Source organism: Arsenophonus sp. PmNCSU2021_1 (genome assembly GCF_036919435.1).
Lineage (GTDB): Bacteria > Pseudomonadota > Gammaproteobacteria > Enterobacterales > Enterobacteriaceae > Arsenophonus > Arsenophonus nilaparvatae.
Genome location: NZ_JAZHPL010000010.1, coordinates 20,696 through 45,139, shown reverse-complemented (window position 1 = coordinate 45,139; position 24,444 = coordinate 20,696). Strand labels below are relative to the sequence as shown.

General features: G+C 37.0%; 21 protein-coding genes and 10 pseudogenes. 10 read left to right on the top strand and 21 right to left on the bottom strand.

All coding sequences use genetic code 11. The features are described from left to right. Positions 1-58: 58 nt before the first annotated feature. The 3 genes and pseudogenes from V3224_RS30260 to V3224_RS22725 all read right to left on the bottom strand — a co-directional run bounded on the left by V3224_RS30260 (position 59) and on the right by V3224_RS22725 (position 1,879). Entirely contained in the window at positions 59-634 is a 576-nt protein-coding gene (locus V3224_RS30260; protein WP_442890907.1) for a zonular occludens toxin domain-containing protein, read from the bottom strand. A 3-nt stretch (positions 635-637) separates the two neighbouring features. Next, positions 638-926 (bottom strand): annotated as a pseudogene (locus tag V3224_RS22730) (DUF2523 family protein). A gap of 227 nt (positions 927-1,153) precedes the next feature. Further along, complete coding sequence (locus V3224_RS22725; protein WP_334472861.1) at positions 1,154-1,879, bottom strand: hypothetical protein; 726 nt, start codon at positions 1,877-1,879, stop codon at positions 1,154-1,156. A gap of 202 nt (positions 1,880-2,081) precedes the next feature. Here V3224_RS22725 and V3224_RS22720 point away from each other — a divergent pair. The 3 pseudogenes from V3224_RS22720 to V3224_RS22710 form a co-directional block, all read left to right on the top strand. After that, a pseudogene (locus V3224_RS22720) lies at positions 2,082-2,383 on the top strand (hypothetical protein); the annotation flags it as partial. 147 nt (positions 2,384-2,530) lie between these two features. Beyond that, a pseudogene (locus tag V3224_RS22715) lies at positions 2,531-3,253 on the top strand (IS701 family transposase); the annotation flags it as partial. Between the two features lie 18 nt (positions 3,254-3,271). Then, positions 3,272-3,604: pseudogene (locus V3224_RS22710) on the top strand (ATP-binding protein); the annotation flags it as partial. A 61-nt stretch (positions 3,605-3,665) separates the two neighbouring features. Here V3224_RS22710 and V3224_RS22705 read toward each other — a convergent pair. Continuing rightward, positions 3,666-3,965, bottom strand: a pseudogene (locus V3224_RS22705) (recombinase family protein); the annotation flags it as partial. 180 nt (positions 3,966-4,145) lie between these two features. Here V3224_RS22705 and V3224_RS22700 point away from each other — a divergent pair. Further along, positions 4,146-4,977 (top strand): annotated as a pseudogene (locus tag V3224_RS22700) (DUF4158 domain-containing protein); the annotation flags it as partial. Positions 4,978-4,979: 2 nt separating this feature from the next. Beyond that, positions 4,980-5,345: pseudogene (locus V3224_RS22695) on the top strand (Tn3 family transposase); the annotation flags it as partial. Between the two features lie 39 nt (positions 5,346-5,384). On the opposite strand, the gene V3224_RS22690 reads toward V3224_RS22695, so the two are convergent. The 7 genes from V3224_RS22690 to traM form a co-directional block, all read right to left on the bottom strand. Continuing rightward, a complete protein-coding gene (locus tag V3224_RS22690; RefSeq protein WP_334472859.1) occupies positions 5,385-6,656 on the bottom strand; it encodes a hypothetical protein in 1,272 nt (423 codons plus the stop codon). Positions 6,657-6,694: 38 nt separating this feature from the next. Next, positions 6,695-7,687 (bottom strand): phytanoyl-CoA dioxygenase family protein, encoded by a 993-nt coding sequence (locus tag V3224_RS22685; RefSeq protein WP_334472857.1) that lies wholly within the window; start codon positions 7,685-7,687, stop codon positions 6,695-6,697. A gap of 14 nt (positions 7,688-7,701) precedes the next feature. Further along, entirely contained in the window at positions 7,702-9,378 is a 1,677-nt protein-coding gene (locus V3224_RS22680; RefSeq protein ID WP_334472855.1) for a methyltransferase, read from the bottom strand. A gap of 26 nt (positions 9,379-9,404) precedes the next feature. Continuing rightward, positions 9,405-10,433 carry a radical SAM protein gene (locus V3224_RS22675; RefSeq protein ID WP_334472853.1) on the bottom strand — a complete coding sequence of 343 codons (1,029 nt, stop codon included), beginning with the start codon at positions 10,431-10,433 and terminating at the stop codon, positions 9,405-9,407. Positions 10,434-10,461: 28 nt separating this feature from the next. Then, entirely contained in the window at positions 10,462-11,760 is a 1,299-nt protein-coding gene (locus tag V3224_RS22670; protein ID WP_334472851.1) for a glycosyltransferase, read from the bottom strand. 18 nt (positions 11,761-11,778) lie between these two features. Further along, a complete protein-coding gene (locus tag V3224_RS22665; protein WP_334472850.1) occupies positions 11,779-12,678 on the bottom strand; it encodes an NAD-dependent epimerase/dehydratase family protein in 900 nt (299 codons plus the stop codon). A gap of 416 nt (positions 12,679-13,094) precedes the next feature. Continuing rightward, the gene (traM, locus tag V3224_RS22660; RefSeq protein WP_334472849.1) at positions 13,095-13,469 is read right to left on the bottom strand and encodes a conjugal transfer relaxosome DNA-binding protein TraM; all 375 of its coding nucleotides are present in this window, start codon (positions 13,467-13,469) and stop codon (positions 13,095-13,097) included. A gap of 511 nt (positions 13,470-13,980) precedes the next feature. On the opposite strand from traM, the pseudogene V3224_RS22655 reads away from it, so the two are divergent. Beyond that, positions 13,981-14,441: pseudogene (locus V3224_RS22655) on the top strand (transglycosylase SLT domain-containing protein). 26 nt (positions 14,442-14,467) lie between these two features. Beyond that, a complete protein-coding gene (locus V3224_RS22650) occupies positions 14,468-14,713 on the top strand; it encodes a hypothetical protein (RefSeq protein ID WP_334472848.1) in 246 nt (81 codons plus the stop codon). A 312-nt stretch (positions 14,714-15,025) separates the two neighbouring features. On the opposite strand, the pseudogene V3224_RS22645 reads toward V3224_RS22650, so the two are convergent. The 9 genes and pseudogenes from V3224_RS22645 to V3224_RS22605 form a co-directional block, all read right to left on the bottom strand. After that, positions 15,026-15,669 (bottom strand): annotated as a pseudogene (locus V3224_RS22645) (DNA methyltransferase). A gap of 320 nt (positions 15,670-15,989) precedes the next feature. Next, positions 15,990-16,343, bottom strand: a complete 354-nt coding sequence (locus V3224_RS22640; RefSeq protein ID WP_334472846.1) for a plasmid partitioning/stability family protein — start codon at positions 16,341-16,343, stop codon at positions 15,990-15,992. A gap of 9 nt (positions 16,344-16,352) precedes the next feature. After that, positions 16,353-16,874 (bottom strand): hypothetical protein, encoded by a 522-nt coding sequence (locus V3224_RS22635; RefSeq protein ID WP_334472844.1) that lies wholly within the window; start codon positions 16,872-16,874, stop codon positions 16,353-16,355. A gap of 27 nt (positions 16,875-16,901) precedes the next feature. Beyond that, a complete protein-coding gene (gene parM, locus V3224_RS22630) occupies positions 16,902-17,294 on the bottom strand; it encodes a plasmid segregation protein ParM domain-containing protein (RefSeq protein WP_334472843.1) in 393 nt (130 codons plus the stop codon). A 212-nt stretch (positions 17,295-17,506) separates the two neighbouring features. Beyond that, positions 17,507-17,710, bottom strand: a complete 204-nt coding sequence (locus tag V3224_RS22625; protein WP_334472841.1) for a ProQ/FINO family protein — start codon at positions 17,708-17,710, stop codon at positions 17,507-17,509. Continuing rightward, positions 17,707-18,048 carry a hypothetical protein gene (locus V3224_RS22620; protein ID WP_334472840.1) on the bottom strand — a complete coding sequence of 114 codons (342 nt, stop codon included), beginning with the start codon at positions 18,046-18,048 and terminating at the stop codon, positions 17,707-17,709. Before V3224_RS22620 ends, V3224_RS22625 begins: the two co-directional genes overlap by 4 nt. Before the next feature lie 3 nt (positions 18,049-18,051). Beyond that, positions 18,052-18,971, bottom strand: a pseudogene (locus V3224_RS22615) (Rpn family recombination-promoting nuclease/putative transposase). A 66-nt stretch (positions 18,972-19,037) separates the two neighbouring features. Continuing rightward, the gene (locus V3224_RS22610; protein WP_334472839.1) at positions 19,038-19,670 is read right to left on the bottom strand and encodes a hypothetical protein; all 633 of its coding nucleotides are present in this window, start codon (positions 19,668-19,670) and stop codon (positions 19,038-19,040) included. Positions 19,671-19,816: 146 nt separating this feature from the next. Then, a complete protein-coding gene (locus tag V3224_RS22605) occupies positions 19,817-20,302 on the bottom strand; it encodes a hypothetical protein (RefSeq protein WP_334472837.1) in 486 nt (161 codons plus the stop codon). Between the two features lie 366 nt (positions 20,303-20,668). On the opposite strand from V3224_RS22605, the gene V3224_RS22600 reads away from it, so the two are divergent. The 3 genes from V3224_RS22600 to V3224_RS22590 all read left to right on the top strand — a co-directional run bounded on the left by V3224_RS22600 (position 20,669) and on the right by V3224_RS22590 (position 22,988). Further along, complete coding sequence (locus V3224_RS22600; RefSeq protein WP_334472836.1) at positions 20,669-21,643, top strand: IS701 family transposase; 975 nt, start codon at positions 20,669-20,671, stop codon at positions 21,641-21,643. 4 nt (positions 21,644-21,647) lie between these two features. Beyond that, the gene (locus V3224_RS22595) at positions 21,648-21,890 is read left to right on the top strand and encodes a helix-turn-helix transcriptional regulator (RefSeq protein WP_334472835.1); all 243 of its coding nucleotides are present in this window, start codon (positions 21,648-21,650) and stop codon (positions 21,888-21,890) included. A 225-nt stretch (positions 21,891-22,115) separates the two neighbouring features. Next, the gene (locus V3224_RS22590) at positions 22,116-22,988 is read left to right on the top strand and encodes an IS982 family transposase (protein ID WP_334472834.1); all 873 of its coding nucleotides are present in this window, start codon (positions 22,116-22,118) and stop codon (positions 22,986-22,988) included. A gap of 379 nt (positions 22,989-23,367) precedes the next feature. Here the strand turns inward: V3224_RS22590 and V3224_RS22585 are convergent, their stop codons facing one another. After that, complete coding sequence (locus V3224_RS22585) at positions 23,368-24,393, bottom strand: hypothetical protein (RefSeq protein WP_334472833.1); 1,026 nt, start codon at positions 24,391-24,393, stop codon at positions 23,368-23,370. Positions 24,394-24,444 lie beyond the last annotated feature (51 nt).

Here is a 24,444-nt window from a genome sequence, read left to right as displayed (position 1 = left end):
CTTGTCCTTGCCCCCCTTCATAAGAATGATAAAGTGGAAAAATCGCCTTGTCATAACTTCACTGATAAGATGAAGTACGGTTGTTTTTAAACAGTTTAATTCCTGAATAAACATCGACCCGATAGCGATTTCGTAACCCTAACGCCACCAGTTTGGTCATTCTGTAAGTCGTCTCAATCCTATCTTTGATAAAACGCGGTAAATTGGCCACCGATTGATTTAATACCACTAAATCACAGGTAATACCTTCTTCATTCACAAAATGACCATGCTCAGCTATAAATGAGCGGTGTTGTTGCGGTATCCTGTCGTTTTCCCAAATGCGCCACGCTTCATCAATGCAAATCAAATCGCCAGCCTGACAAAAAGGGTCTTCTGCTATACCTGTTTCTGTTTTAAATGGAAAAAAATTAGCCTCTTTAACCTGTTCATTATCAACGCAGATAATCTCACCGAATTGATACTCATCGGCTTTCTTTTTATCAAGACAATAAACCCTGATTTTTTCTGCTGAAATGCCATAGATATTCGTGACAATCCGGCGACCTTTCATAAAAGCCGGAATAATAACATGGCAACCCACTTCATAGGATTTACCGCTTCTTGGGATACCTACATAAGCTGAAATTGCCATACATCACCCTATCACCGGAATACGTCGCACAATAAAACGGGTCAGATAAGCCGAAATCACAATCTTCATCCCCGTTATCACCGCAAACAGATTCATGAAATACCAGACACTATCAGGAAGTTGACCAATCAACTCCGGTAAATTGGTTGACGTGGGTAGTAAAGCTAATAAAACAGGGACAAATTCGGTGACCACTAAAAACAGCGCTGAAAACACAATAAATTTAATCGTCAGTGTTCTAAAGACAAACCCCTAATAAAAAATTAAATGCGGACACAATCAAGGCATACATCACTTAATCCCCTTAAGAAGACAATACAATCCGTAATCCCATAAATGACCAGATAATCACACGAGTTTCGCACCAATAAAAAAACGCTCTATTTTTAAGTTTAATTCAGCATAATATGTAAATAGATAAAACCTTATAAATTAAATATAACTTATTGTAAATTAAGTAAATTTTTGCATTTCAGTAACTTGCAGATTAATCATTACTTTTAAGCCATTTCTAGAATTTTATAGGCCTGTGCGAAACTCGTGAATCATTGAAAACAGGGTTAACAAACCACGAATGCTTTCAAACAAGGTACAATGAGCGTCAATGACAAAACGCTGCTCAAACACCTCAAAAGTCGCTACTGGACATGACGCTGCCCGTTCCGGCAAATTGAAATTTTCCAAAAATGGAAAAAGATGCTGTAATGGCGATAATATTGATTCTACCGTCGGTGAATCTAAATCCGGCTCATTATTATCAGGATGCGATAAATCGGTTCCTTGCCCGTTACCTGTTGAGCCAGAAGATTGCCCAAAATTTGAAGCAGCGCCCGAATATGAACTGACACCCGATTGACGGGTTCCTGATGAAGATAATGAATGCGTGGCACTCTCGGTATTCACTGAACTTCCTGCAATACGCGAACCTGTATCAACGGAATGGATTGTACTCCCTAAATTTATTGAATCACTCCCTGACGGTGAAGAAAGCGGTAAATTAGAATAAACAGGTAACGGATATCTGGCTAAATCCAAATCCGGATGAAGCGCTAAATAATTAAGATTATATTCGACCTTATCTTTAGCAGAAACCGAATCTGAAGTGGCATAATCGGGATTAGGTACAACACTAAATATTCCCGTATCAGGAAAATCAGGTGGATTATTCATGTCAGAATAAGCGCCGCTACCCACCCAACCTAAAAATTTATCCTCTTTAAAAACGGGTTTACATCTATCCGTCACAACAAACTCATCTGAAAAGCCAACAGAGCCATAAGTGCCATACTGAGATGCACAAAAGGAATGGGCTAACGTCGTCTCATCGTTATTATTCGTTTTACCATAACCTTTACCTTCTGCTACTTCCCCTGTTGGTCACGAGTTTCGCAATCTCCAAAAAAGAAGTATAAATTTAAAAACAAGAAAAAATCAGGGTGTTCATATTTTGTCGGGTTATCCATGTATTAAAGATATCTATAAAACATTCTTACAAGTAAGCAGTTTAAGATACTCTGGTTTAGCGTTATCAGAAGTAAGCCCATCGCCTTTATCTCATGACACTGTTAGCCGATGGCTAAAAAGTAGATGTTTTAGACCTAAAGACCTATGGCGATTAGTTGAACCTTCTATAGACAAAAAAAGCCCTTGCGTACTAATTGCCGATGATACATTGATTGCCAAAACATGTAGTAAAAAAATAGACACGAGTTTCGCACAGGCCTATAAAATTCTAGAAATGGCTTAAAAGTAATGATTAATCTGCAAGTTACTGAAATGCATAAATTCACTTAATTTACAATAAGTTATATTTAATTTATAAGGTTTTATCTATTTACATATTATGCTGAATTAAACTTAAAAATAGAGCGTTTTTTTATTGGTGCGAAACTCGTGATAGAGATGGTCCATTATCAATATTCAGGTAATGAACATGATGTTATTGCTGGCATAGGTTTAGTTAATTTGCTTTGGCATGATCTGACGAAGGTTGAATCAATTCCTATCAATTATCGTATTTATGATAAAGATTCTGATGGAAAAACAAAAAACACGCACTTTTCCGAAATGCTCACTCTTGCTAAAAAAAGAGGGATCATGCCAGAAGCGGTAGTGATGGATGCTTGGTATTCTAGCCTGGATAACCTGAAATCAATTCGCTCTCATGGTTGGATCTGGGTAACCACGCTGAGGAAAAATAGGATTGTTAACCATAACAAACAACTGAACAAGTTAGACATCTCAGAAGAAGGAACGTCAATACACTTGCGAGGATATGGTTGGGTAACCGTTTTCAAATTTACAGCCAAAAACGGCCGTATTGATTACATAGTAACAAACAAAGAGAATCCCACCCGTCAATACCTCAAATCTATCATGGATGCCCGTTGGTCTGTTGAAGTTTATCATCGAGAAGTTAAACAAAACTGTGGTATTGAACGCTGTCAGGCTCGCACGAGCCGAGCGCAAAGAAATCATATTTTTCTCGCTATTTCTGCGTGGTTTGAACAACATAAACGTCGTATATCTGAAAAAATAACCCTTTATCAACAAAATTGGGACGTAATCAAAAGTGCTATTACTGAGCAAATCCGTGTTTTATTAGCGTACCCAAATTAGTTTTGTGCGAAACTCGTGCTTAAAGGATATCTTACCCGAGTTATCAGTAAACCTAGACTATTGATTATCGATGAAGTTGGCTATTTACCTTTTGGCAAGGAAGAAGCAAACCTGTTCTTCCAGGTGGTGGCAAAGCGATATGAAGCGGGTAGTGTGCTCTTAACTAGTAATCTGTCTTTTGCTCAGTGGTCAAGTACATTTGGTGACGATGAGACGCTAACAGCGGCTATGCTGGATAGATTGCTGCACCATGCACATATTGTACAGATTAGTGGACAAAGTTATCGGTTAAAAGACAAGCTAAAAAGCGGTCAGCTACATAAAAAATTGAAACCGGAACTTAGCGAGTAAATTAAAGGGGGTGGATCAGTTTTACTTTAGCAAAGTGGATCAGAATTAAGTTGGCATTGACAACATCCAGACTGACGATTCGCAACTCATGTTGTTCAATTTGTTTTTTCAACGTTATCCAGTCACTATTGCTCAATCGTGTCAATCGGTCTATTTGCTCAACCAGTAAAATATCATTACGGTGACTCTCCATCAGTAAGCGTCCCAGTTCTGTGCGGTCGAGTTTTGTACCGCTGATATTTTCACGGTAGTAGCTGGCTATTTGATGCCCTCGTTCCTGAACAAACTGCTCCAACATTTCTTTTGCCCGATCAGCAAATTGATCTTCCGTTGATGCCCTTAAATAAGCTCGAATAAACATTTTCATCCCGTATTATCGCATTTAGGTTGTTGCATTTAATCTATCGCATATAGGTTATGTCATTCATCGTTTGCCGTCACGTTTTGATTATGGTGTCAGGGTGTACCCTTATGCGATAACATTTTGTTAAAAATAACAGTGGTAAATAATTAACGAGGAAATTTTAGGGCAAGGAGGCAGATTCTTTCTCTATTGGAAAGAGAATCATTATTGGCATTACCTGACGATGAGTTAATGCTGACCCGAATGGCGTATTTCAATGAGCACGATCTGGCTCTTATCAATGCTCACCGTAAGTCAGCTAATCGTTTTGGGTTTGCCGTCCTTCTTTGCTACCTGAAAAGTGTCGGTTTTGCTCCAGATAAAAAAATTCCACCGTCGGACTTCTTACTGAAGCAAATCGCGAACAAATTAAAAATCACAGGAGATCTCTGGCCTGCTTATCTTTCAGGCAGGTATACAACTCGACGCGAGCATCTAACCGAGCTATACCTCTATCTTAGCGTCAAACCGTTTACCAACAAAATACAGCAGGACTGCATTACATATTTACTGCCAATGGCGACGCGAACTGATAAAGGTATTCTTCTGGCTGAAGAATTATTGGTCTATCTCCGGAAAAACAACGTGATAATTCCCGCGATTGATGTCGTGGAGCGCACCTGTGCAGAGGCTATTACTGGCGGTGATAAAATTGTTTTTCATACCTTGAATGCCCCGTTAACAGCGGTTCATAGGGAGACTCTAGATCGTTTACTTGAGTCTTCAGATAGCCAACCTTCCCGCCTTACATGGCTACTGCAGCCGCCATGTAAAATCAATGGAGGGACTCGAGCGTACCATTCACCAGAACCGTTTGCTGAAACTGGCACGGGAAGGTCGAAAAATGAGCAGTCGGGATTTAACCCGATTTTCAGAGGCCCGTCGTCATGCGATCCTCCTGTGCGTCATAGAAAAAGCCAGAGCCACACTGACAGACGAAGTGATTGAGCTGCATGAGCGAATGCTGAATAGGCAGGACTGAATAAAGGCGAAGCTCGTAACGCACTGGCACGTGCAGTATTCATGCATCGGTTGGGCAAAATCAGGGATCGAAAACCGGAAAATCAAAGCTATCGAGCGAGTGGACTAACGCTGCTAACAGCGGCTATTTCGCTGTGGAATACTGTTTATATGGAAAGAGCGGTCGATGCTCTGAAGCGTAAAGGCCTTAAGTTCAACGAGCAATTACTATCACATTTGTCACCATTAGGTTGGGAACACATCAATCTGACTGGTGATTATATCTGGAAAAGCAATCGAATACCTGCATCAGGAAAGTTTCGTCGACTGAGGCATGTCAAAGGAAAAAGGTTAAAAAATAGCCTTAACGTACAATAATTTTCGATATCCAAACTGACCCCTATACTGCATACCCAGTTAACTTTTAAAGGTAAAGTGAACATCTTTTATAGAAAACTCTTGCATAAGACTTTGAACGTCTTTGAATACCTTTTCCGGCTCCACGTTATTAAGTAGAATATCTACCATCCATTGACCCACTTTTTTAATTTCATTTTTTGAAAAACCTAAACGCGTCATTGCATTTGTTCCTAATCTTAGCCCCCAACTATTAACAAAAGGTAAACTGGCAGGGTAGACACGTATTCCTGCATTGTGCAGCTTAGCACAGGCTTGCCATGCCTGTTGTTCAGTACCAATGGTAACCCATACTTGATGGGTTTCTGTAAACCCAAATTGTTTTCCTGCAACACTTAAACCGGATGAATCTAATAGATTCGCTAAATATTTTGCATGTAGGCAAGTTGTTTGAGCATAGTCTTTTCCATATAGTTTCATCTCTTCTAAAGTGGCAGCTAATGCTAATACCTCTGATGTCCCGCAGTTAGATTGCAACCCAGGGGATAAGGCGTGGTTTATATTTTTTTTGATATTTTCATTGCATGAGATAGGAAATCCTATGATGCCTTTTTGTGGACCAGGAAAAGTCTTATGCGTACTTCCATGGATGATATCCACACCTTGTGTGACTGGATTGATTAATTGTTTACCAACAATAAGGCCTAAGGTGTGGGAAATATCATAAGTGATCACGGTATCAGGAAAGCTGTTTTTCACCCTTTCCACGAAATACTTGAGGGGTTGTTGGCATAAAATAAAGCTTTGACTTAGGATAATTAATTTTTTGGAAGGCTTCTTTTTCCAAACTTTCCGCATTATTTTTATTGTATTATCGACATCTATTTGATATTTTTGGTTATCAAAGCAAATTGGCGTTAATACAATCCCTATTTTTTTACAGATAAAATTTAATCCAAAATGTCCCCCATCTTTTTCTTGTACATAAAAGATTCGGTCGTTACTATCTCCCAATCCGGTTAATACCGCTATTTCGGCTGCCTGTCCTCCTTTAGCACGAGTATCTAAAGTAGGACAGCATAATAAACTCTCACTTAATTGATTAATATGATTTATGATATTTTGAAGGTAAATCGTATTAGAAAAGGACCATGGTCCCACAATGATCCCTCCAGAAGGGGGGAAATCATAAAAATCATAACTCGGATGTAAGCCGATGAGTTTTTTAATCATTGGGCTGGTATAATTTTCTGAGGCGTTTAAGTTTATCGTACTATTACGCCAATCCGCTTCTTGGTTTAACAAGAATGTTAATTCTTTACTTAAATGCATGGTTTTACCTTTATCCTCCTATCCTAAAATAGGATCTTTTATCCGTCCGTATTAAGCCATTGATTTATTAATCTTAAAAGGCTATACCATAAATGTGCATAGACTTTACCTTGAGCATCTCCTCCGTTGTGATAGGTGGCAGCGTAATGAAGAATAGATACCCCTGCTAGGGCTTTTGTGGTTTTTTCGGTATCGATATTAAATGGGAGCTTTTTCTGGTAAGTTAATTGTTTTTGCCACAATTTAATAATCGTCGCAAAATCAGCATCTACAGCTTGCTGTGACAATTTTTCTAGTCCTTTTTTTAACAGTGATTCTGTCACTTTTGCACATGTCCACATCCCAAAATAGGCGGGGATTCTTTCCGGTATATCAAGGGATAATGGATGATTACTTCGACTCCAACGTGTAACCAATGCAAATCGATTTTGGCCTGAGGTGTTTTTCGCACTACGGTGCCAAATTCTTGAATCAAATGCAATCACATCCCCCATTTTTACAGGTACCTTGATTAAGTTTTTTTGCCATTTAGCGGATTGGTGTTTGTGATCTATAAACTCAGGAGACCAAAAATCCACTGCTGGTTCAATTTTATCTTTTTGACTATATGGTAAAAATTCAAGGACCCCGTCAGAAAGATTGACATCCTGTAAAGCCAACCATAAAGAAAACTCATAAGGATCTTCTCGGGAATAAGAAATATCCTGATGGCAAGGTACGGGTAAATCTGCGTAAGCGGATTTACTGATAATATTTATTTTATGTAGTCTAACTGAGCCCCCGATAAATGCCCTTGCAATATCCATCAACGGAGTTTCTATCGACGGATAGAATTGTTCTGTCATTAGACAAGGATGTGCCCATCGACTAACTGACTTTAAATAGTCTCCAATATCGCAGGCTAATTCCTTTGCATAGGTGTTTATCCAAAAGGTCACGGTTTTATTTATTAATAAAACTAACTCACGATTTACCGCATTATTTAATACAACGATGCCTGTCTCTTCAAAAATGCTTCTTTTTGATTGCATTGCGGGATTTTCCTTTAAGGTTGTTTTTTTAACACTAAGAGGTCCGCCGTATCGCTAATTTTTAGGTGTTGCAGCATAGATAATGAGGATTTCTCTAATAATATTTTCCACTGACTTAACGTCCTTAATTTTCCGCCACTTTCCGCTAGCATATTGAGATCAAGCAAAGCCCCGTCAGGTCTTTTTTCGTCAATAAGCATCTCTGTTAAATAAATTTTCCCATTAGGTAATAAGGCATCGTGGGCTTTCTGTAAAATAGAAATAGCCTGTTTGTCAGGCCAATAATGTAGGACTCTAGGCAGTAAAATAGCATCTGCCATTTTTGGCCAGGGATGAGATAACACATGTGATTGTAAATGATATCGAAACTTAAGCGAAGAATTGATAGAAATAGGGTGAAAAATATAATCCTCGCCTAATAATAATGCCTGTAAGTGTTTGTACGTCGTTAAGGCTCGTTCTAGCAATCCCTTTGCACTTCTGCCTATACCAATAACTTGTTGATGTTGCTGCCAATCAATCAACGTTAGTAAAACTGAAAAATCTTCTCTGGCGTATCCATCAATTGCATGATGATACCTTTCTCTATTTTCATTTGATGCGCTGACTTTAAATAAAGTATGAGGGTTGTCTCCCCCCTCACTAATAATTTTACCTAAATTTTTCCAAGCTATCCTATAAACATCAGACCACATAATTGCAGCAGATGATAAAAAATTATCTTTATGTGGAACAAAATCTTTTCCATTTTCTGTTAATTGCCATAACCCTGTTTCATTTTTTACAAAATCTAATTCCCATAAGGCGCGTAATAATCGTCCGAGATGTTTAGACGGTAATCCTATTTTTTTAGCTATCTCTTCTGTTGTGCCCGGTAAACCATCCAATACTTGCAAACGAGCGGTGAGAGCCAGTGTCTCTGTCTGCCAAAATCCTACCATTTTCCCTGAAATTTTTTGCCAAATTTTTTGACTGGCCGGCCGTAATTGAATAATTTTTTGACCGCGAGTATCAATGGTTAATAACTCGCCTAAAAAAGTTTCCACATGAGCCACACCATTGTAGAATGGTTCGACTTGAGCATATCGCTGCGGATAAAGTGACTGGCCTGATTTATCGACGTGATACCACCCTTGTTTATCTTTTGTTCTAGCTTGGCCCTTATGAAAGATATCTAATCCTAAAAACCAGTTTCGATGAAGTAATTTTCCTTGCTTATCGATATGAGTATGTAATCCCGCTTTGTTACAGATAACAGCCACGCCATCTTTAAAATCACCGACATAAGTGTACATTTCTTTATAAGCTTTTTCTCCGTGATGATTAATATGAAAATAATGATTTTTTTTATCTCTGACTGGACATAAGCCTTCTTGAAAATTACCACACCATAAATAACGAGCGGGATAACATTCCTTCCCATCAGGTTTAATATGAAACCAGCCGGATTTATCTCTAACGGCAGCAAGTCGCTCATAAAAACCATATGTTTCTAAAAAACGGCGAGTATAGTTAGGCAAGCCATGAATATTGATATGATAAGCGCCTGATTCATCTTCAACAGCGGCTAACCCTGGTTCATGGTATTTCATAATTTTATTAAAGCGAGACGAATAGATGGGGATATTCCCCAACAAATGGAATGTTCCGCACGGAGAAATTTGCGTTTTTTGCCAATTTATCAAGTCCATAAACGTTCCTTAGGGTATTTTTGTCATCAAAAATTGATCGGTTTCCTCATGTTACATCCTTTACATACCGGGTATTGCATATAGTTTTTCTTAAGATATTCATATGATTGACTTTGCCAAATATTCGTAAGGGTTTGATTTTTCAGATTCCCAAAGTTACCTAATTGACGCCGTTCTTTATCGGGCGCACAACAGGGATTAAATTGTCCATCAGTTGCGACCCAAGCTTCTTGTCCCAAAAAAGGGCATACCCCACCAGGCGATAAATCCTGGTGAGCCGATTTATCGAGTAAGTCCATATTCACTAATTTGATAAAATTACCATTCGGTAATCGATGAGTATTAGCGAGTGTTCTGGCGTGAATAACCGCTTGATTCCAGCGAGAAATAGCCTCTTCATTTCGTCGCATTGACAACGATTTAATTTCTTTAAAATGCGCCCATAAATGATGACCTTTAATACGATCAACACCCATATCGATACCTAGTTGCACGATGTTCGCTAATTCTTGTACATTGGTTTCGAGAAAAGTCATCTGTAAAGTGATTTGACAATAATTTCCGCCCTTTTCTGCATAATCATTGCGGATAATGATAAATTTCTTTAAATTATTTAAGACTTTTTCCCATCGGCTTCCTAACATAATTTTTTCTTGTACGTTTTTACTTGCGCCATTCCAGGATATTTTTACATCCGATGTAACAGGAATAAGTTCCCTAGCCCAGGTTTCAACGCCCTTTCGTGGAAACGTTCCATTAGTTGTTAAGTTGAGTTTAATTTTATATTTATGGCACAATGCAATAATTTCATCAAAGTGTTGATAAATTAAGGGTTCTCCCATGGTTGAAGGGATTATTTCTCGTAATGGAGTTCCTTGGGAATCAGCAAGAATCTTTCTGATTAAATCAATATCCATCCGCCTTTTAGGTATACCTGCCTTTATCCTATTAGGCTGAGTGAGACTATAAGGGGAATGATCTTCACACATGATGCATTTTAAATTACAATCATCAGGGTTAGTATCGAAGGTAATACGCCATGGGCCGAGTTTCATTTTAATTTCCTCGATAGATGTCACTATTTTAAAGTAGTGATTTGTAGATTTTCTCTATTTCTGCAACGTGATCTTTTTGACTCGGAATATTACCGTCCGGCGATTGTATATAACCCCGTAGGCCTAACTTTTTTGCCCATGAGGGATGATTAACTAAACGTTGCATTTGCTCAGATAAGCTTTTTTCATTTCGATGTTCGAACAAGAGTCCGTTAATCTCGTGATAGACATATTCAGCCATGCCGCCTATGTTGGCGGTAATGACAGGAATTCGGGCTTGCAATGCTTCGTGGATCACCAAGGGTGAATTTTCTACCCATATCGAAGGAACAACGATACAATCTACATGATTAAAAACGGTCTTAATGATTTTTTCGTTAGAGTATTCGGGTAACCACTCAATACGAGATTGAACTTGAGAAGGCAGTTTTGCGGCGATTACCTGTAATCCTGCTGTATTTTGCGGTCTAGGCCTTCCCCAAATGCGTAATCGACAGTTATCTCCCAATCTAGAAAACGCTTGAATTAATAGCTGGATCCCTTTAGCTGGAATATGGGTGCCGATATAACCAAAAGTAAAATCCTCTTTAGAGAGACGTTGACGACGGCTAAGTCTATCTAAATCAAAACCATAATCTAAATAAATCATTTTATGAGGCGGCAGTCCAAAATCGGTTATATATCGATGGTATAAATAGAAGGAAGGGGCAATAAAGTATTTTATTTTTTCTGCAACCTGATACATCTGATGCATACGCCGCTTTACCCAATTAGTCCAATACGCAATATCAATACTATTTTCATTTTTATTTCCTGAGAAATAACCAGAATAACAGTATGTTGCGCACTTTTTATTTTTTTGTCCGTCACAAAGTGACCATAGGGGAGAGTCAACATCAGGATTACGTTGTATAAATTGCCCACGTGGGCACATTAGCCAATAGTCATGTAGCGTATAAACCATCGGAATATTTTTTTTCGCGATAATATCGACTAATGAAGTCGATAGGTGATTGAGGTGTCCAATGTGAACTATCTGAGGTTTTATCCTATCAATAAATGATTCTACTCGCTTATCTAAGTATGGGTGCTGATAACGGTAGCGGTATTTTTCGAGGGGGATATTGATTTTGTGTAATGTAATAGACGGGTGATGATTATCTTGTGTTATGTTCCAAGTGAAATCTTCGGCAAACGGGTTTTCTTCTCGAGTGAGAACATGAACTTCATTATTTTTCGCTAAACCATGACATAACATTTGGCTATAAACCTCAGAGCCTGCATTATACTCAGGGGGATATCCATGAATGATTTTTAGTATTCTCATCTTCAATACTCGCCAAAATTATGCCGATTTTTTTTGATAAAAATCGTTTATTAACAGGGAAATGCCTGTTTCAATATCTATTTTAGGCACCCAATTCAATAAACAACGTATTAAGCTGTTATCACCATAAAATGTTGAAACATCGAAACATCGAGGGGGATCGATAATGAGCTTGAGTGGATGCTCGGCAAAGCCATTGACCAATTTTGCCAGTGTTTCTAAGGAAACAGGTTGACCCGATGTAATATGCATCGTAGGTAATTCTTGTCCTTGTTCTAGACGCTTTATAACTTTAAATATTGCTTCAACCACATCGGTAACATGTGTAAAATCAAACATATTAGTGGGTCCCTCAATATGAATGGGTTTTCCTGTGACAGCAGCTTGACAAAAAGCGGGTACAACGCGATCATGATGATCATCAATACTTCCGTATACACTCGAAAAACGTAAAATTGCGGTTTTTAATCCCTTTAATTTGTATTTTGCAACCAATCCTTCCGCTGCGACTTTCGAATTGGCATAAATGTTTAATGGTTGCAAGGGTGCCGATTCTTTAACAGGGAATAACTGTTGCTGACCATAAACCTCTCGGCTGCTTGCATATAATACCCAGGGTTTTTTAGGGGATTGGTATGCTAAATCAAGGACATTATTTGTTCCCGTGACATTAGTTTCCCAACAAATGTCCGGTTGTTTTTCACCCCAAATAACCCGAGAAATAGCGGCTAAATGGATAACGCCATCACAATGTTTTAGCCGTTGTTGTAATATCTGAGGAAGAAGAATGTCACCGTATTCAGAAGAATCTTCAGGCAATTTGCGATCAAATCTTTCTATCCAATAGAATTTATCAATTTTTTTACAAAGAGCTTGACCGATTAAACCGCTTGACCCGGTTATTAAGATTGTTTTCATCGGATGTTCCATTAAAAATAGATACCTGTAAATTACATTTTAGCCCCCCTTTTTTAATTAACAAAAAATTTACATTAATTTACTTTAACATTAAATATATATTCCCATATTTTAAAAATTAATCACCATAATGTTTTTTATATTTTTGGTTTTATTCTTTTTCGTAATAATATTTAATAAATAATTAAAAATCGTTATATAAAATTGATTGATTGATAAAATCAAATACATCTTATTTAAACTAATATTTAACATTTATAAAAATCACCTAAATGATAATAAAAATATTTACCATTAAAAAATTTCTGTATGGAACTTTTTGATTTTTCCTGGGTTAATTTTTACTTTAATATTGATAATTACAAATAAATTAAGAAAAATCGTCAAAGTCACGGTGTTCAATTAACATAATTAAATTAATCATCTGGGAAAAATTTCTTAAGCTCTTCTTTAGCAACATCTCTAATCTCATTAACCATTTTATGATATTCATAATTTTCTTTTCCTTCTAAATAAGGAGAAAAAGACTGCATACCTAAAATTAACGACACGGCTTTTTTTGTCTTTATTAAACTTTCAAGTACAACTTTATTAAAGGCTTCCTGATCAAAAGAATTATCTTCATTATTTTGTTGAGCTTCATAAACCCTTAGGCCAAGTTCAAGTAACATTGTCCCTACACTGGATAAGCTAATTTCAGTTTCATTCGCACCCTCATTTTTTTGTTGATTTACGATACTAACAATCCGATTAAAAACATCATTTGACGTATAAATTTGTAATCTTGCCATGAAATTTTATCCTTGACGAATAGACTATGATTAGGTTAAAAATCAACCACATCAAAGCGAGTTGCATACAACTCTTTATACAACTCGCATTACAAAAATGCAAGTCGTAAACGACTTACATAAGGACTTGTAAGACGACTCATCGCTCAAAAATACGAGTCGCTAACGACTTGCTTAACGAGTCTTATACGACTTAGAAATAGAAAAACACGAGTCGTTAGACGAGTCTTTTCAGGACTTGACTCTAGAGTTGAGTCTAATTATCCGTATGAAAAATAATAATAACTCTAATAAGACTCTATTTTTAAGTTGTTAACGATTCTAGTTTTTAGATGTAAAATAACTAATTAAATATTTAAAAAAAACATAACTTATTGATTTTAAATTTATTTATTGCAAATTTTTAATTTGCATGCCTTGTGAACATATTCTATGCTAAGGAGTGGGCGATAAGAAGTGTTGTAAGAGAGATGGACTAGGGACTTTTGGGGGAGAAAATCGAGGCGGTTTGATGAAATTTTTAAAACTTTTAATCGTAATTTTTCTGTTTGGATTTTTCACCCATTCCAGTTTTGCCGATTGTTTTTATTTGGCGGGCAGAGATTATAAAATAGACCCTGATTTATTACGGGCTATCGCTTGGGTAGAATCAAAATATAATCCGAATGCTATCGGAAAAAATAATAATAACAGTATTGATATTGGCCTCATGCAAATTAACTCACAGCACATTAATTATCTTAAATCGTTAGGTATTACCCCTTATCAATTAAGAAATGATGCTTGTATGAATATTTATACTGGCGCTTATTTTTTAGCGCTGGCATTAATAAATGGGGTGTAACCTGGCAAGCAATAGGCGCTTATAATGCCGGATTTAAAAATAATGAAATACAGAATAAACGAAGATTAATTTACGCCAGAAAAATTAACAAAGTTTATCGTAAAATAAAAAATAATCAGCACCAGTAAATAAACATTAAATTAAGGAATAATAAATGAGAATAAAATTTACGGGTCGCTGGAATAAACAAACTCTTAAGAAGGCAATTTGTGAAGCGATTGAGGAATTACAATTTTATGACATTGAATTTCTCTCCGGCGTGAATCTTTATTTTCATGGGGAAAATATTAATTTTGAAAAAATTGAAATTAAGAACGAAAACGATACCCCTGTTATGTTTATTTATGATAATAATATTCCGGTTATAAAACCACGAAAAAAGAAAAGCACCCGTTATTAACCTTGCTTATTTTAAAAGAAATAACCCGCGAAAAGATAAATAATAAAAAACTGGGCGGATATACCGCCCGTTTGATTAATCTTTAAAAGCACCGTCCAACGCAATGATTTGTTGATAAATATCTTGCATTTGATTTTTAATCGGCTTCATCAGTTGCGCCGCTAAACGCTCGGTAAGTTAATCAGAGTTATATAAATATTTCCGCTCAAATTCAAAAAGCTGCATATAAAACATATCCATTTTCTCAAGGAGTAAAGCCACCTCTTTTCGTAGCACTTCATGACCGGAATAATTCATTTTTTTATTTCCTCTTTAAGCAACATGACTAGTACGAAAAGCGGCAATACGTTGTTGACCAATAGCATGATATTCAGCAAGAAGCTCAATGCCAATATAACGCCGTCCTGAAAGCGCAGCAGCGATACAGGTAGAGCCAGAACCCGCAAACGGATCGAGTACAATAGCGTTAGGTTGCGTAAAAGATTCTATGAGTGGCTGTAAACTACTGACAGGCTTCTGAGTTGGATGATAAAGATTACCTGTATATTGCCATGACTGTAGGTCTTTCATTGGCTTTACGGGCATCACCGGACGGCCTTTCGCCAACAGATAAGCATTTTCGTGATATGCCCTAAAAAAGCAGTTTTTGACGCATAGCGTTTCTTGAAAACGAGATGACCAACAATCCGAAAGCCGGATTTTTTCCACGCATCAACAAATTTTTCAACCCGATTCCAGCCGTAAAAACTAACCATCAGACTATTGGGCTTCAATATGCGAAACATTTGTTGACAGGCTGGCAATAGCCATTCGTCATTTTTATCGTTGGCAATTGAGCGCCCTGACCTGTCGGTGTAATCAACCAAATAAGGCGGATCAGTGAGGATAAAATCGATTGCATTATCAGGAAAAGTTGACATAATTTTCTGGCTGTCACCCTGTATAAATCGGGACATGGGAGTGTCTCCTATTTAGTGGGACAGCAGGAGGTGACCCCATGTCACCATTCCCTTACTGCCCGATGTCACGAAGCCATTGACCATTGGGGGTCAAGTGGAACGTGGAATACCGGAGCCACATGTGGCGAGGATATGCCGCGAAAGCCACTTGAAGGCTTGCCGTCCCCTAAAAATGGGCGAATGGCAAGCTGGCATCGGGCAGTAAGGGAAATCCTTCAAATTTCAAATTAATGCGATGGATAAATCTTATTTCTATGCTTCTAACATCCCGTAGGGAAACATAAGCGGAGCCGCCATTAGCGGCGACATCCTTATTGTTAAGACTTCATGCCTTTTAAATTATCTATGATTTTATTATTATTAACCTGGTTATCTTTAATGGGCGTTAATTCTTGCTCCTTTTTTTCGTTAGGAGTCTTTTCAAAAACGCCCGCAACCTGTTTTATCAATGCGATAAGTTCATCTCCTGTTATTCCTTGTCGATAAAGGCTAGAAATAATTGCGGGTAAACGTGTATCTACTTCAGCTAAAGCAACACCACAAACCACTGCTTGCCTAATAAATTCCCCTCGCATTTTTAATGGTAATTTATCCATGAAATTACACGCCTCATCATCTTGAGGATATATGTCAGGACGCAGATAAGATTGTATTTTTCGTCTATCTTTCATACATCTGCCTTATACGTAAACGAGGGTTTTAACGAGAGCAAGTTGAGCATCATCCAATTTTCTAACTTTTTTATTACGAAAATGAGCAGTTACATAATTATCAATCAATTCAGCACCACCCCCTGCTAAATAAATACGATTGACTTTTTGAAGTTGTTCTATTTGACTAATCACCCTTTTAGGGTAGTTCTCAATCGCATTATTAATTTCGGTCATGACATTATCAATCATGCTACGGTTATTAATAATTGCACTTATCTCTTTTCTCTTATCTTCAGAACTTAAAATAGCATTTGCTTCATATTCATTAATATCACTATCAGCGATCCCCATCGCTTTAATAATGGCAATAGCAACACTACGAGTACCAATTGAAGGATTACCATAAACCTCAGATACGTCCAGTTCACCACCTGTTATGATACCACAATCCATAGTAGTGCCACCCAGATCGACGATGATGCTTTTTTCCAATGGAGAAACATCATCTTTTTTCAATTCTTCTGCAACGGCAGGAACTGACTCTGGCATTACAAAAACACTTTTTATTTCAAATGATTAATTATTATTTACTTTTACTTTCCTTAAAACATTATTTCTTTTTCGTTCAATGTTAGCCATGTTCTTTTGCCCATCCTGATGAAAAAATTCATTAATAGGCAATGTGACAGTTATTTCTATTTCCTGTGGAGATAGAGTAGATGTTAATAACGCTTTATGAATCGCCAACAAATCAAGATCGCTGTATTGAAATGCTATATTTGTTGTAGAAAGAATTGCATTATGTCCCTTATCAAAAGCGTACTTTTTCCCATCGATGTCAAAGTTCAACACTTGATTAAATGCCTCTGATTTCCATCCTTCTTTAAAAGCATTAGGTGAAATATGAGTTTTAATATTCCCATTTTCTAGCCAAGCTAATTTCACACAGGTAGAACCATCATCGCACATTATACTGAGCATAATAAATCTCACTTATTTAAATTAATTTATAAAAATAGAAATATTATAATCTCATAAAAAAGATATAAGTATAAATATATCACCTAATATTTAATTAATTGTTATTTTTAATTCTCATTTATTGAAATTAAAGAGATAATAAGAAATCTTATAACGAAAATAGTTAATATATGAAGAGAATTTAAGAAATATCATTAGGGTTATGGAGTTGATTTATTTCGCCGTACTAAACGTTGCAAATTATCCGCAACATCAGCTTGAGTGACCTCTCCGGCTACCTGACCATCTTTATCATAACGAAACGCACCTAACTGGATAAGTACGCGATAATCAACATGATAACCAATACTCCCTAAACAGGCTCTTAAACGCCTTCTGGCTATCGGTAAAACCTTTTCTTTCACTTCCTGCCCATATATTGCTGTATACTTACTTTCATTGGACGTAATTGATTTTCAGGAAATAAATTAGGCCAAAACGTGGTCATCTGTGAGATGGCTTCTTCTAACGGCAATCGCTTTTTAGGCGGTTTTGGTGTTTTAACCTTCACTTCCTTTTTAGGTTTTTCAACCGATTTCTTGGGCTGCTGTTTTGCTACTTTGTGAGGATGAGGCTTTTTTGCCTGTTTTTTAGGTGTCGCATTCACCCAGACCTTTTTACCGTAAACAGGGTTACTTTGGGTCTGTTCTTCTTGTGAAGCCTTTATAGGGCGATTGAGGGTTAATTTCTGGCGTTCAGTCATGACTTAATCTTTAAACAGGTTGCTCATTTCAGTATCAGTAAGACCAGTTGATAGTTTCACGATATCTCTTTCTACGCCTTTTTCAATAAGTTGGCGCGCTATCTTTATCGAAGCCTGTTTTTCGCCCTTTTGCATCCCATTTTGTTCACCAATTTGAATACCCATTTCTTCAATTTGTTGAGCAATAGTCATAAGTGCCCCTTCGTGTTTTTCTGACTGTTTGGCTATCTCGGTGATAAATTCCATTGGCTTTTTGGCGTTACCTTCCTGAATGAGATAATTAAACAGGGTGATGACTTGATTATCGGTATAATAATTATACGACAACAGCGTGACAATTTCATTCATAAGCTCTGTCATATCTCGTCTTCGAATGTGTGCTTCTGGACGAGTTCTAGTAGCGCCATTCGCTTATGTTTCATAATATCACCGTCTTCAAGTGTGGTGACATCGGCTAACTTAAAGGGATTGGTGTAGATACGCTCGGCGAGTTTTCTGTCATGAAAACAGTCCAACCAATTCGTGCTATAGGGGTGAGGGCTTTGTTCACCAGAGTAAAACAGGATAGGGAAAACCAAAGGTAATTGCTTGTGTCCATTATCTAAATGCTTCTGCATAGCAGCCATGCTATAGCGCATCAATCGCCAAGCGATAAGTTTATCTGGAGTGGATTGGGCTTCAATTAAAACATAGATACAACCACTTCCCTTTGAGGTTCTGACTGAATACAAAATATCACTCTGGTAATTTTTCATCTCACTATCGATAAATGAGCCAGATTCCACTTTGAGGCTCTCTAAGTCGCATAGTGCTTTAATCTCATCCGTTAGCCAGATATCGAAAAAATCTTTTGCCGTCTCTTTCTCACTTAAAAACTGACGAAATACCCCATCGTGGGGCGTTGGGGTGAATTTTTTAGTCATCTTGTAATATTCACTTTTAACTTAGAAAAATCTCAATGAAGAGCGTTTGAACAAGATAAAAAGACCTTACCTTCGATTATCTCTTGCTCGGTGGGCAGTGGTAACGGTAATACTGGCTTCCTCTTCAGTATCTACCGTTCGTTTACGTAAAACCTCCACTTTCTTTGGTAATGGCGTAAATTTTTCAATGATTTTGATAGATTGCAACATTTCCTGGTCACCACTGGCATTCGCCATCTGTTTATAATTCGCATAATTACGATATTCCGTGTAAAGCCGTTGGTTACTCATCTTCTTTCGTTTACCGAGTGAAAACCAGTGAAGGTTAATTAATTCATCGATACGATAAGCATCAATTCCATTGACCCAATAGATGGTCGCTTTTTTGCTACTGGCTTCCAGCGCTGAACCAATTACGCCTGCTACCGTTCGACTGAGGATGGCGCGGTGAGGAAAACCTTGCTTAGGGATATCAATGAGAATGTCATCTTTTTCGCCTCTGCCAACCACTTGATGCGTTTCACCGTTCATTGCTAGTAATGCATTAGCCATATCAGCAACACAGGCACCAAAGCGAAAGCTATGGGTTAACCAGAGCCGGTCAGCATCACTAAGCGAAGGCGCATTTAAGGCATCTACCGCGCCTCGAAAACGATAAATCTGTTGATGGGCATCACCCACCATCACTAACTTTGTCACGAGTTTCGCACCAATAAAAAAACGCTCTATTTTTAAGTTTAATTCAGCATAATATGTAAATAGATAAAACCTTATAAATTAAATATAACTTATTGTAAATTAAGTGAATTTATGCATTTCAGTAACTTGCAGATTAATCATTACTTTTAAGCCATTTCTAGAATTTTATAGGCCTGTGCGAAACTCGTGTTTGTGTTTTGACGAAACACAATATCGTGAGTAACCGGATTAGCGTCCTGCGCTTCATCAAACAAAATAACGTCAAAACGGTGAGAAAGGTTAGGTTGTGAAAGTTGGTACAGCTTCAAATACATATCATGAATAACGGGGAAATTATCAGAAAGGTCAATCCTTCGATGCCAGAGTTGTTCACTCTGGCTGACCACCTCATTAGCGGTAAATGATTTTTTAACTTCACCCATCAATATTGAGGGACAGTGGCGTAACATAATCTGACTATCCACACTGCACATAAAATTCTTTAAAGTGTCCTGAATCGCTTTTACGTATAGCCAGTCATCACTCTGAGTGGCATTAGCAATATCCAAAAGCCGCAGAGAATGGGTTAATCGATTAGCATAATTTCTACCAAAACCAGGCCATGCCAGTTGATGGGATGTTTTACAAAGCACATTAGCGGGAAATTTTTCGTCCGCCTCTTCTCCACTGAGCGATTAAAGGCAATGTAGAGCATTCTAAGCTCCGGATGTTTTTCGGCGTATTTCACTAACGCACGAGTTTCGCAATCTCCAAAAAAGAAGTATAAATCACGAGTTTCGCACAGGCCTATAAAATTCTAGAAATGGCTTAAAAGTAATGATTAATCTGCCAGTTACTGAAATGCAAAAATTTACTTAATTTACAATAAGTTATATTTAATTTATAAGGTTTTATCTATTTACATATTATGCTGAATTAAACTTAAAAATAGAGCGTTTTTTTATTGGTGCGAAACTCGTGTAAATTTAAAAACAAGAAAAAATCAGGGTGTTCATATTTTGTCGGGTTATCCATGTATTAAAGATATCTATAAAACATTCTTACAAGTAAGCAGTTTAAGATACTCTGGTTTAGCGTTATCAGAAGTAAGCCCATCGCCTTTATCTCATGACACTGTTAGCCGATGGCTAAAAAGTAGATGTTTTAGACCTAAAGACCTATGGCGATTAGTTGAACCTTCTATAAACAAAAAAAGCCCTTGCGTACTAATTGCCGATGATACATTGATTGCCAAAACACGTAGTAAAAAAATAGAGATGGTCCATTATCAATATTCAGGTAATGAACATGAGGTTATTGCTGGCATAGGTTTAGTTAATTTGCTTTGGCATGATCTGACGAAGGTTGAATCAATTCCTATCAATTATCGTATTTATGATAAAGATTATGATGGAAAAACAAAAAACACGCACTTTTCCGAAATGCTCACTCTTGCTAAAAAAAGAGGGATCATGCCAGAAGCCGTAGTGATGGATGCTTGGTATTCTAGCCTGGATAACCTGAAATCAATTCGCTCTCATGGTTGGATCTGGGTAACCACGCTGAGGAAAAATAGGATTGTTAACCATAACAAACAACTGAACAAGTTAGACATCTCAGAAGAAGGAACGTCAATACACTTGCGAGGATATGGTTGGGTAACCGTTTTCAAATTTACAGCCAAAAACGGCCGTATTGATTACATAGTAACAAACAAAGAGAATCCCACCCGTCAATACCTCAAATCTATCATGGATGCCCGTTGGTCTGTTGAAGTTTATCATCGAGAAGTTAAACAAAACTGTGGTATTGAACGCTGTCAGGCTCGCACGAGCCGAGCGCAAAGAAATCATATTTTTCTCGCTATTTCTGCGTGGTTTGAACAACATAAACGTCGTATATCTGAAAAAATAACCCTTTATCAACAAAATTGGGACGTAATCAAAAGTGCTATTACTGAGCAAATCCGTGTTTTATTAGCCTACCCAAATTAGTTTTGTGCGAAACTCGTGTCCTGAATTAACCCCTGTGCAGTTTGAAACGGCAATGTTATATGCTTTAGGATTAACCAAAAAAGAGATTGCCTGGGCGCGTGATGTTTCTTATCCGGTGGTAAGAGATACGTTACAAGACATTAAGAATAAATTTCAATTTTATTCATTGAGTAACCTTATTTCGACGTTTCATATCCGTTTGGTCTTGTTCGCGTTTTATCAATGTACCTTGCCAAATAGAAAATAGCCGTTTTTCTCTATAAAGTGCCCTACATTTTGTAGGGTACAATCTTTGATTGTCATTTTTTATATTGACTGGGTATTAGGTCATAACTTCTAAAATTAATCGTAAATAACCTGAGTTCGGGATAAGAAATAAAGAGAAAGTCTTGATATTCAAATAGTTGAATGAGCCTGTTTTGTTAAAATACTCTAACAGTCTGGTTAAAGAGTAGAGCATTGTTAAACAATTATGGAAAATCTTACTGAACTTTATTGCCTGATGGATGATTTTTGCAAAGACTTCGAGCCAAAAATGCATGAATATTTGCTGACTAACGGTACTAAGCGTCGTAGACGGTCTACTCAGCTTTCGTTGGCGGAAATGATGACACTGGTTGTGTTGTTTCATCAACTCCGATTCAGGCAATTCAAGGTATTTTATCTCTATTATGTCCGCTTATATCTCCGGAAGGAATTTCCTAACTTGCCATCCTATTCACGCTGTGTAGAGTTACTTCCGCGTAGTGCCTTAGCGTTAACGGCACTGTTTGAGTCAATTAAGGGAAAATGCACGGGGCTATCGGTTGCCGATTCTACTCCGATAGCGGTGTGTGATAACTTACGGATCCGCAGACATAAAGTCTTCAATGGGATAGCTGAACGGGGAAAATATTCAACAGGTTGGTTCTTTGGTTTCAAGCTTCATGTAATTATCAATCATTTGGGGGAAATACTCAGTTTTCGACTCACACCAGGAAACACCGATGATCGGAAACCATTGCCTGAGCTGACAAAGGATCTTTCTGGTTGTTTGTACGCAGATAAAGGGTATTTATCGGCTTCACTGAAACAGCAACTCAAAACGATGGGAATTAGCCTTATAACGAATATCAAGAAGAAAATGAAGCCTATTAAACAGACTTGTTTCGACAAAGCCATCTTGCGTCATCGTTCTGTCATTGAAACGGTATTTGATGAGTTAAAAAATCTTTGTCAAATAGAGCATACGCGACATCGCTCTCCGGCTAACTTTGTAGTGAATTTATTAGGCGGACTGGTTGCATATTGTTTAATGCCATCTAAACCAAAGATACCTGTTGCAGGTACGTATCTTCAAGTATAATTGATAATGCTTATCCCGAACTCAGGTTAAATACCGCCAATTCTGATTTTGAGTCGCATCACACCAACATCAGGGAAACCCGCTTCTTCTTGGCGGGCTTTTTTTATGCTTGGAGAGGCTGGATGTGTGTTCCCCTAAATATGGCAAGGTTAGATATTGGGGCATCCAGCCTTAAAATTATAGCGGATATTTTTAAAATGTCCGTCAGGACATGGAAGGCGGCAGATTGAAATCACAAAGATAACCGAATGGAAAACCGCCGAAGCCAGGGGGGGACTTATCGGGTAGCAGAAAACCACGCGCTTGCCCATCCTGCCAAGCTATCTTTTTATGATAAATAAAGCGACTGAGTGGCTGAGGGTCGAAGACAAAAAGTCGTTTAGCTATTTTTAATATATTTTCTGATATATTCCGAAGTTGATGGATATTTTTCGCTATTTTGTAGTATATGATTATCTATTTCTTCTATTAAATTAAATTTTTCACTATATTTATTATTTACTATTTCATTTGTTCCGTTACTTAATGCTTTACTATTACTAATCATTTTGAGAACACGTGATATATTTTGCCAATTTTGAATTTTTAACTCATCTTGATTGGAAAGAATCTTATTGTTGCTATCGAGTTTTTTATCCATAACGTCAAACATATAACTTTCGTGAATATCTGTGTTTAATAAAATTCTTTGTAATTCTTGATCACTTTCAAGGAAAAAATGAATCATGGGAATTAAATCATCCATTCCAAAATTACGTGTTTCTATTTTATTTTCTATGTATTCTTTAAAAGAACGTGATGTTTTTTCTAGTTTTTTCTTTAATTCAAAGTTGTCTGGATTATTCAAATAGTTAGAGTTATTTTCTATCGTATAACGAATAGCTACTTCTTTGAGATTATCTAATATATTGATATTAAAATATTTTAATTCACTTATGATTTTGTAATGGGTATCTACTATTTTTTTATAGCTATCATGTTCTTTAATTTCTGAGAATTTTTTTTTGAAGTTTTCAAAATATTCTCTTTTACTAAGGTTAGCCAGTTCGATACGTGAATCAATAATTTCATCACCGTTTCTGTCTAACTTACTAATATATATATTATACTCACATTGATATATCTTATATTTTCTACAAGGAGAAAAATACATGTCTCTCTGATAATCTTTTTTTATATCACTAAAAGAAAGGTGCATCGCTTTAAATATAGAAAAGGCCATATTAAATAATTCTTTTTTTTCTTCTGCTCTTACTTCAAACAAAGACCTTTTTAATCCAAGGGTTATTATTTGATAGAAAAAGTTTTTTATATAGAGTAACTTACTATTTTTATCATTTTCTTTTAAATTAATAACGTTATTATTGATGAATATGTTGGTTGCATCATTTATTTTGATAGACATAGGTAGGCTCCTTATATTTTGAGTATTTCTGTAGGTTGATAGCTTAAAATT

What these genes read in the sequence shown, in the direction of transcription:
- V3224_RS30260 (WP_442890907.1), bottom strand. Translation starts at nt 634, where the DNA reads ATGGCAATTTCAGCTTATGTAGGTATCCCAAGAAGCGGTAAATCCTAT.
- V3224_RS22690 (WP_334472859.1), bottom strand. Translation starts at nt 6,656, where the DNA reads ATGCATTTAAGTAAAGAATTAACATTCTTGTTAAACCAAGAAGCGGAT.
- V3224_RS22685 (WP_334472857.1), bottom strand. Translation starts at nt 7,687, where the DNA reads ATGCAATCAAAAAGAAGCATTTTTGAAGAGACAGGCATCGTTGTATTA.
- V3224_RS22680 (WP_334472855.1), bottom strand. Translation starts at nt 9,378, where the DNA reads ATGGACTTGATAAATTGGCAAAAAACGCAAATTTCTCCGTGCGGAACA.
- V3224_RS22675 (WP_334472853.1), bottom strand. Translation starts at nt 10,433, where the DNA reads ATGAAACTCGGCCCATGGCGTATTACCTTCGATACTAACCCTGATGAT.
- V3224_RS22670 (WP_334472851.1), bottom strand. Translation starts at nt 11,760, where the DNA reads ATGAGAATACTAAAAATCATTCATGGATATCCCCCTGAGTATAATGCA.
- V3224_RS22665 (WP_334472850.1), bottom strand. Translation starts at nt 12,678, where the DNA reads ATGAAAACAATCTTAATAACCGGGTCAAGCGGTTTAATCGGTCAAGCT.
- traM (WP_334472849.1), bottom strand. Translation starts at nt 13,469, where the DNA reads ATGGCAAGATTACAAATTTATACGTCAAATGATGTTTTTAATCGGATT.
- V3224_RS22650 (WP_334472848.1), top strand. Translation starts at nt 14,468, where the DNA reads ATGAGAATAAAATTTACGGGTCGCTGGAATAAACAAACTCTTAAGAAG.
- V3224_RS22640 (WP_334472846.1), bottom strand. Translation starts at nt 16,343, where the DNA reads ATGAAAGATAGACGAAAAATACAATCTTATCTGCGTCCTGACATATAT.
- V3224_RS22635 (WP_334472844.1), bottom strand. Translation starts at nt 16,874, where the DNA reads ATGCCAGAGTCAGTTCCTGCCGTTGCAGAAGAATTGAAAAAAGATGAT.
- parM (WP_334472843.1), bottom strand. Translation starts at nt 17,294, where the DNA reads ATGTGCGATGATGGTTCTACCTGTGTGAAATTAGCTTGGCTAGAAAAT.
- V3224_RS22620 (WP_334472840.1), bottom strand. Translation starts at nt 18,048, where the DNA reads ATGACTGAACGCCAGAAATTAACCCTCAATCGCCCTATAAAGGCTTCA.
- V3224_RS22590 (WP_334472834.1), top strand. Translation starts at nt 22,116, where the DNA reads ATGGAAAATCTTACTGAACTTTATTGCCTGATGGATGATTTTTGCAAA.
- V3224_RS22585 (WP_334472833.1), bottom strand. Translation starts at nt 24,393, where the DNA reads ATGTCTATCAAAATAAATGATGCAACCAACATATTCATCAATAATAAC.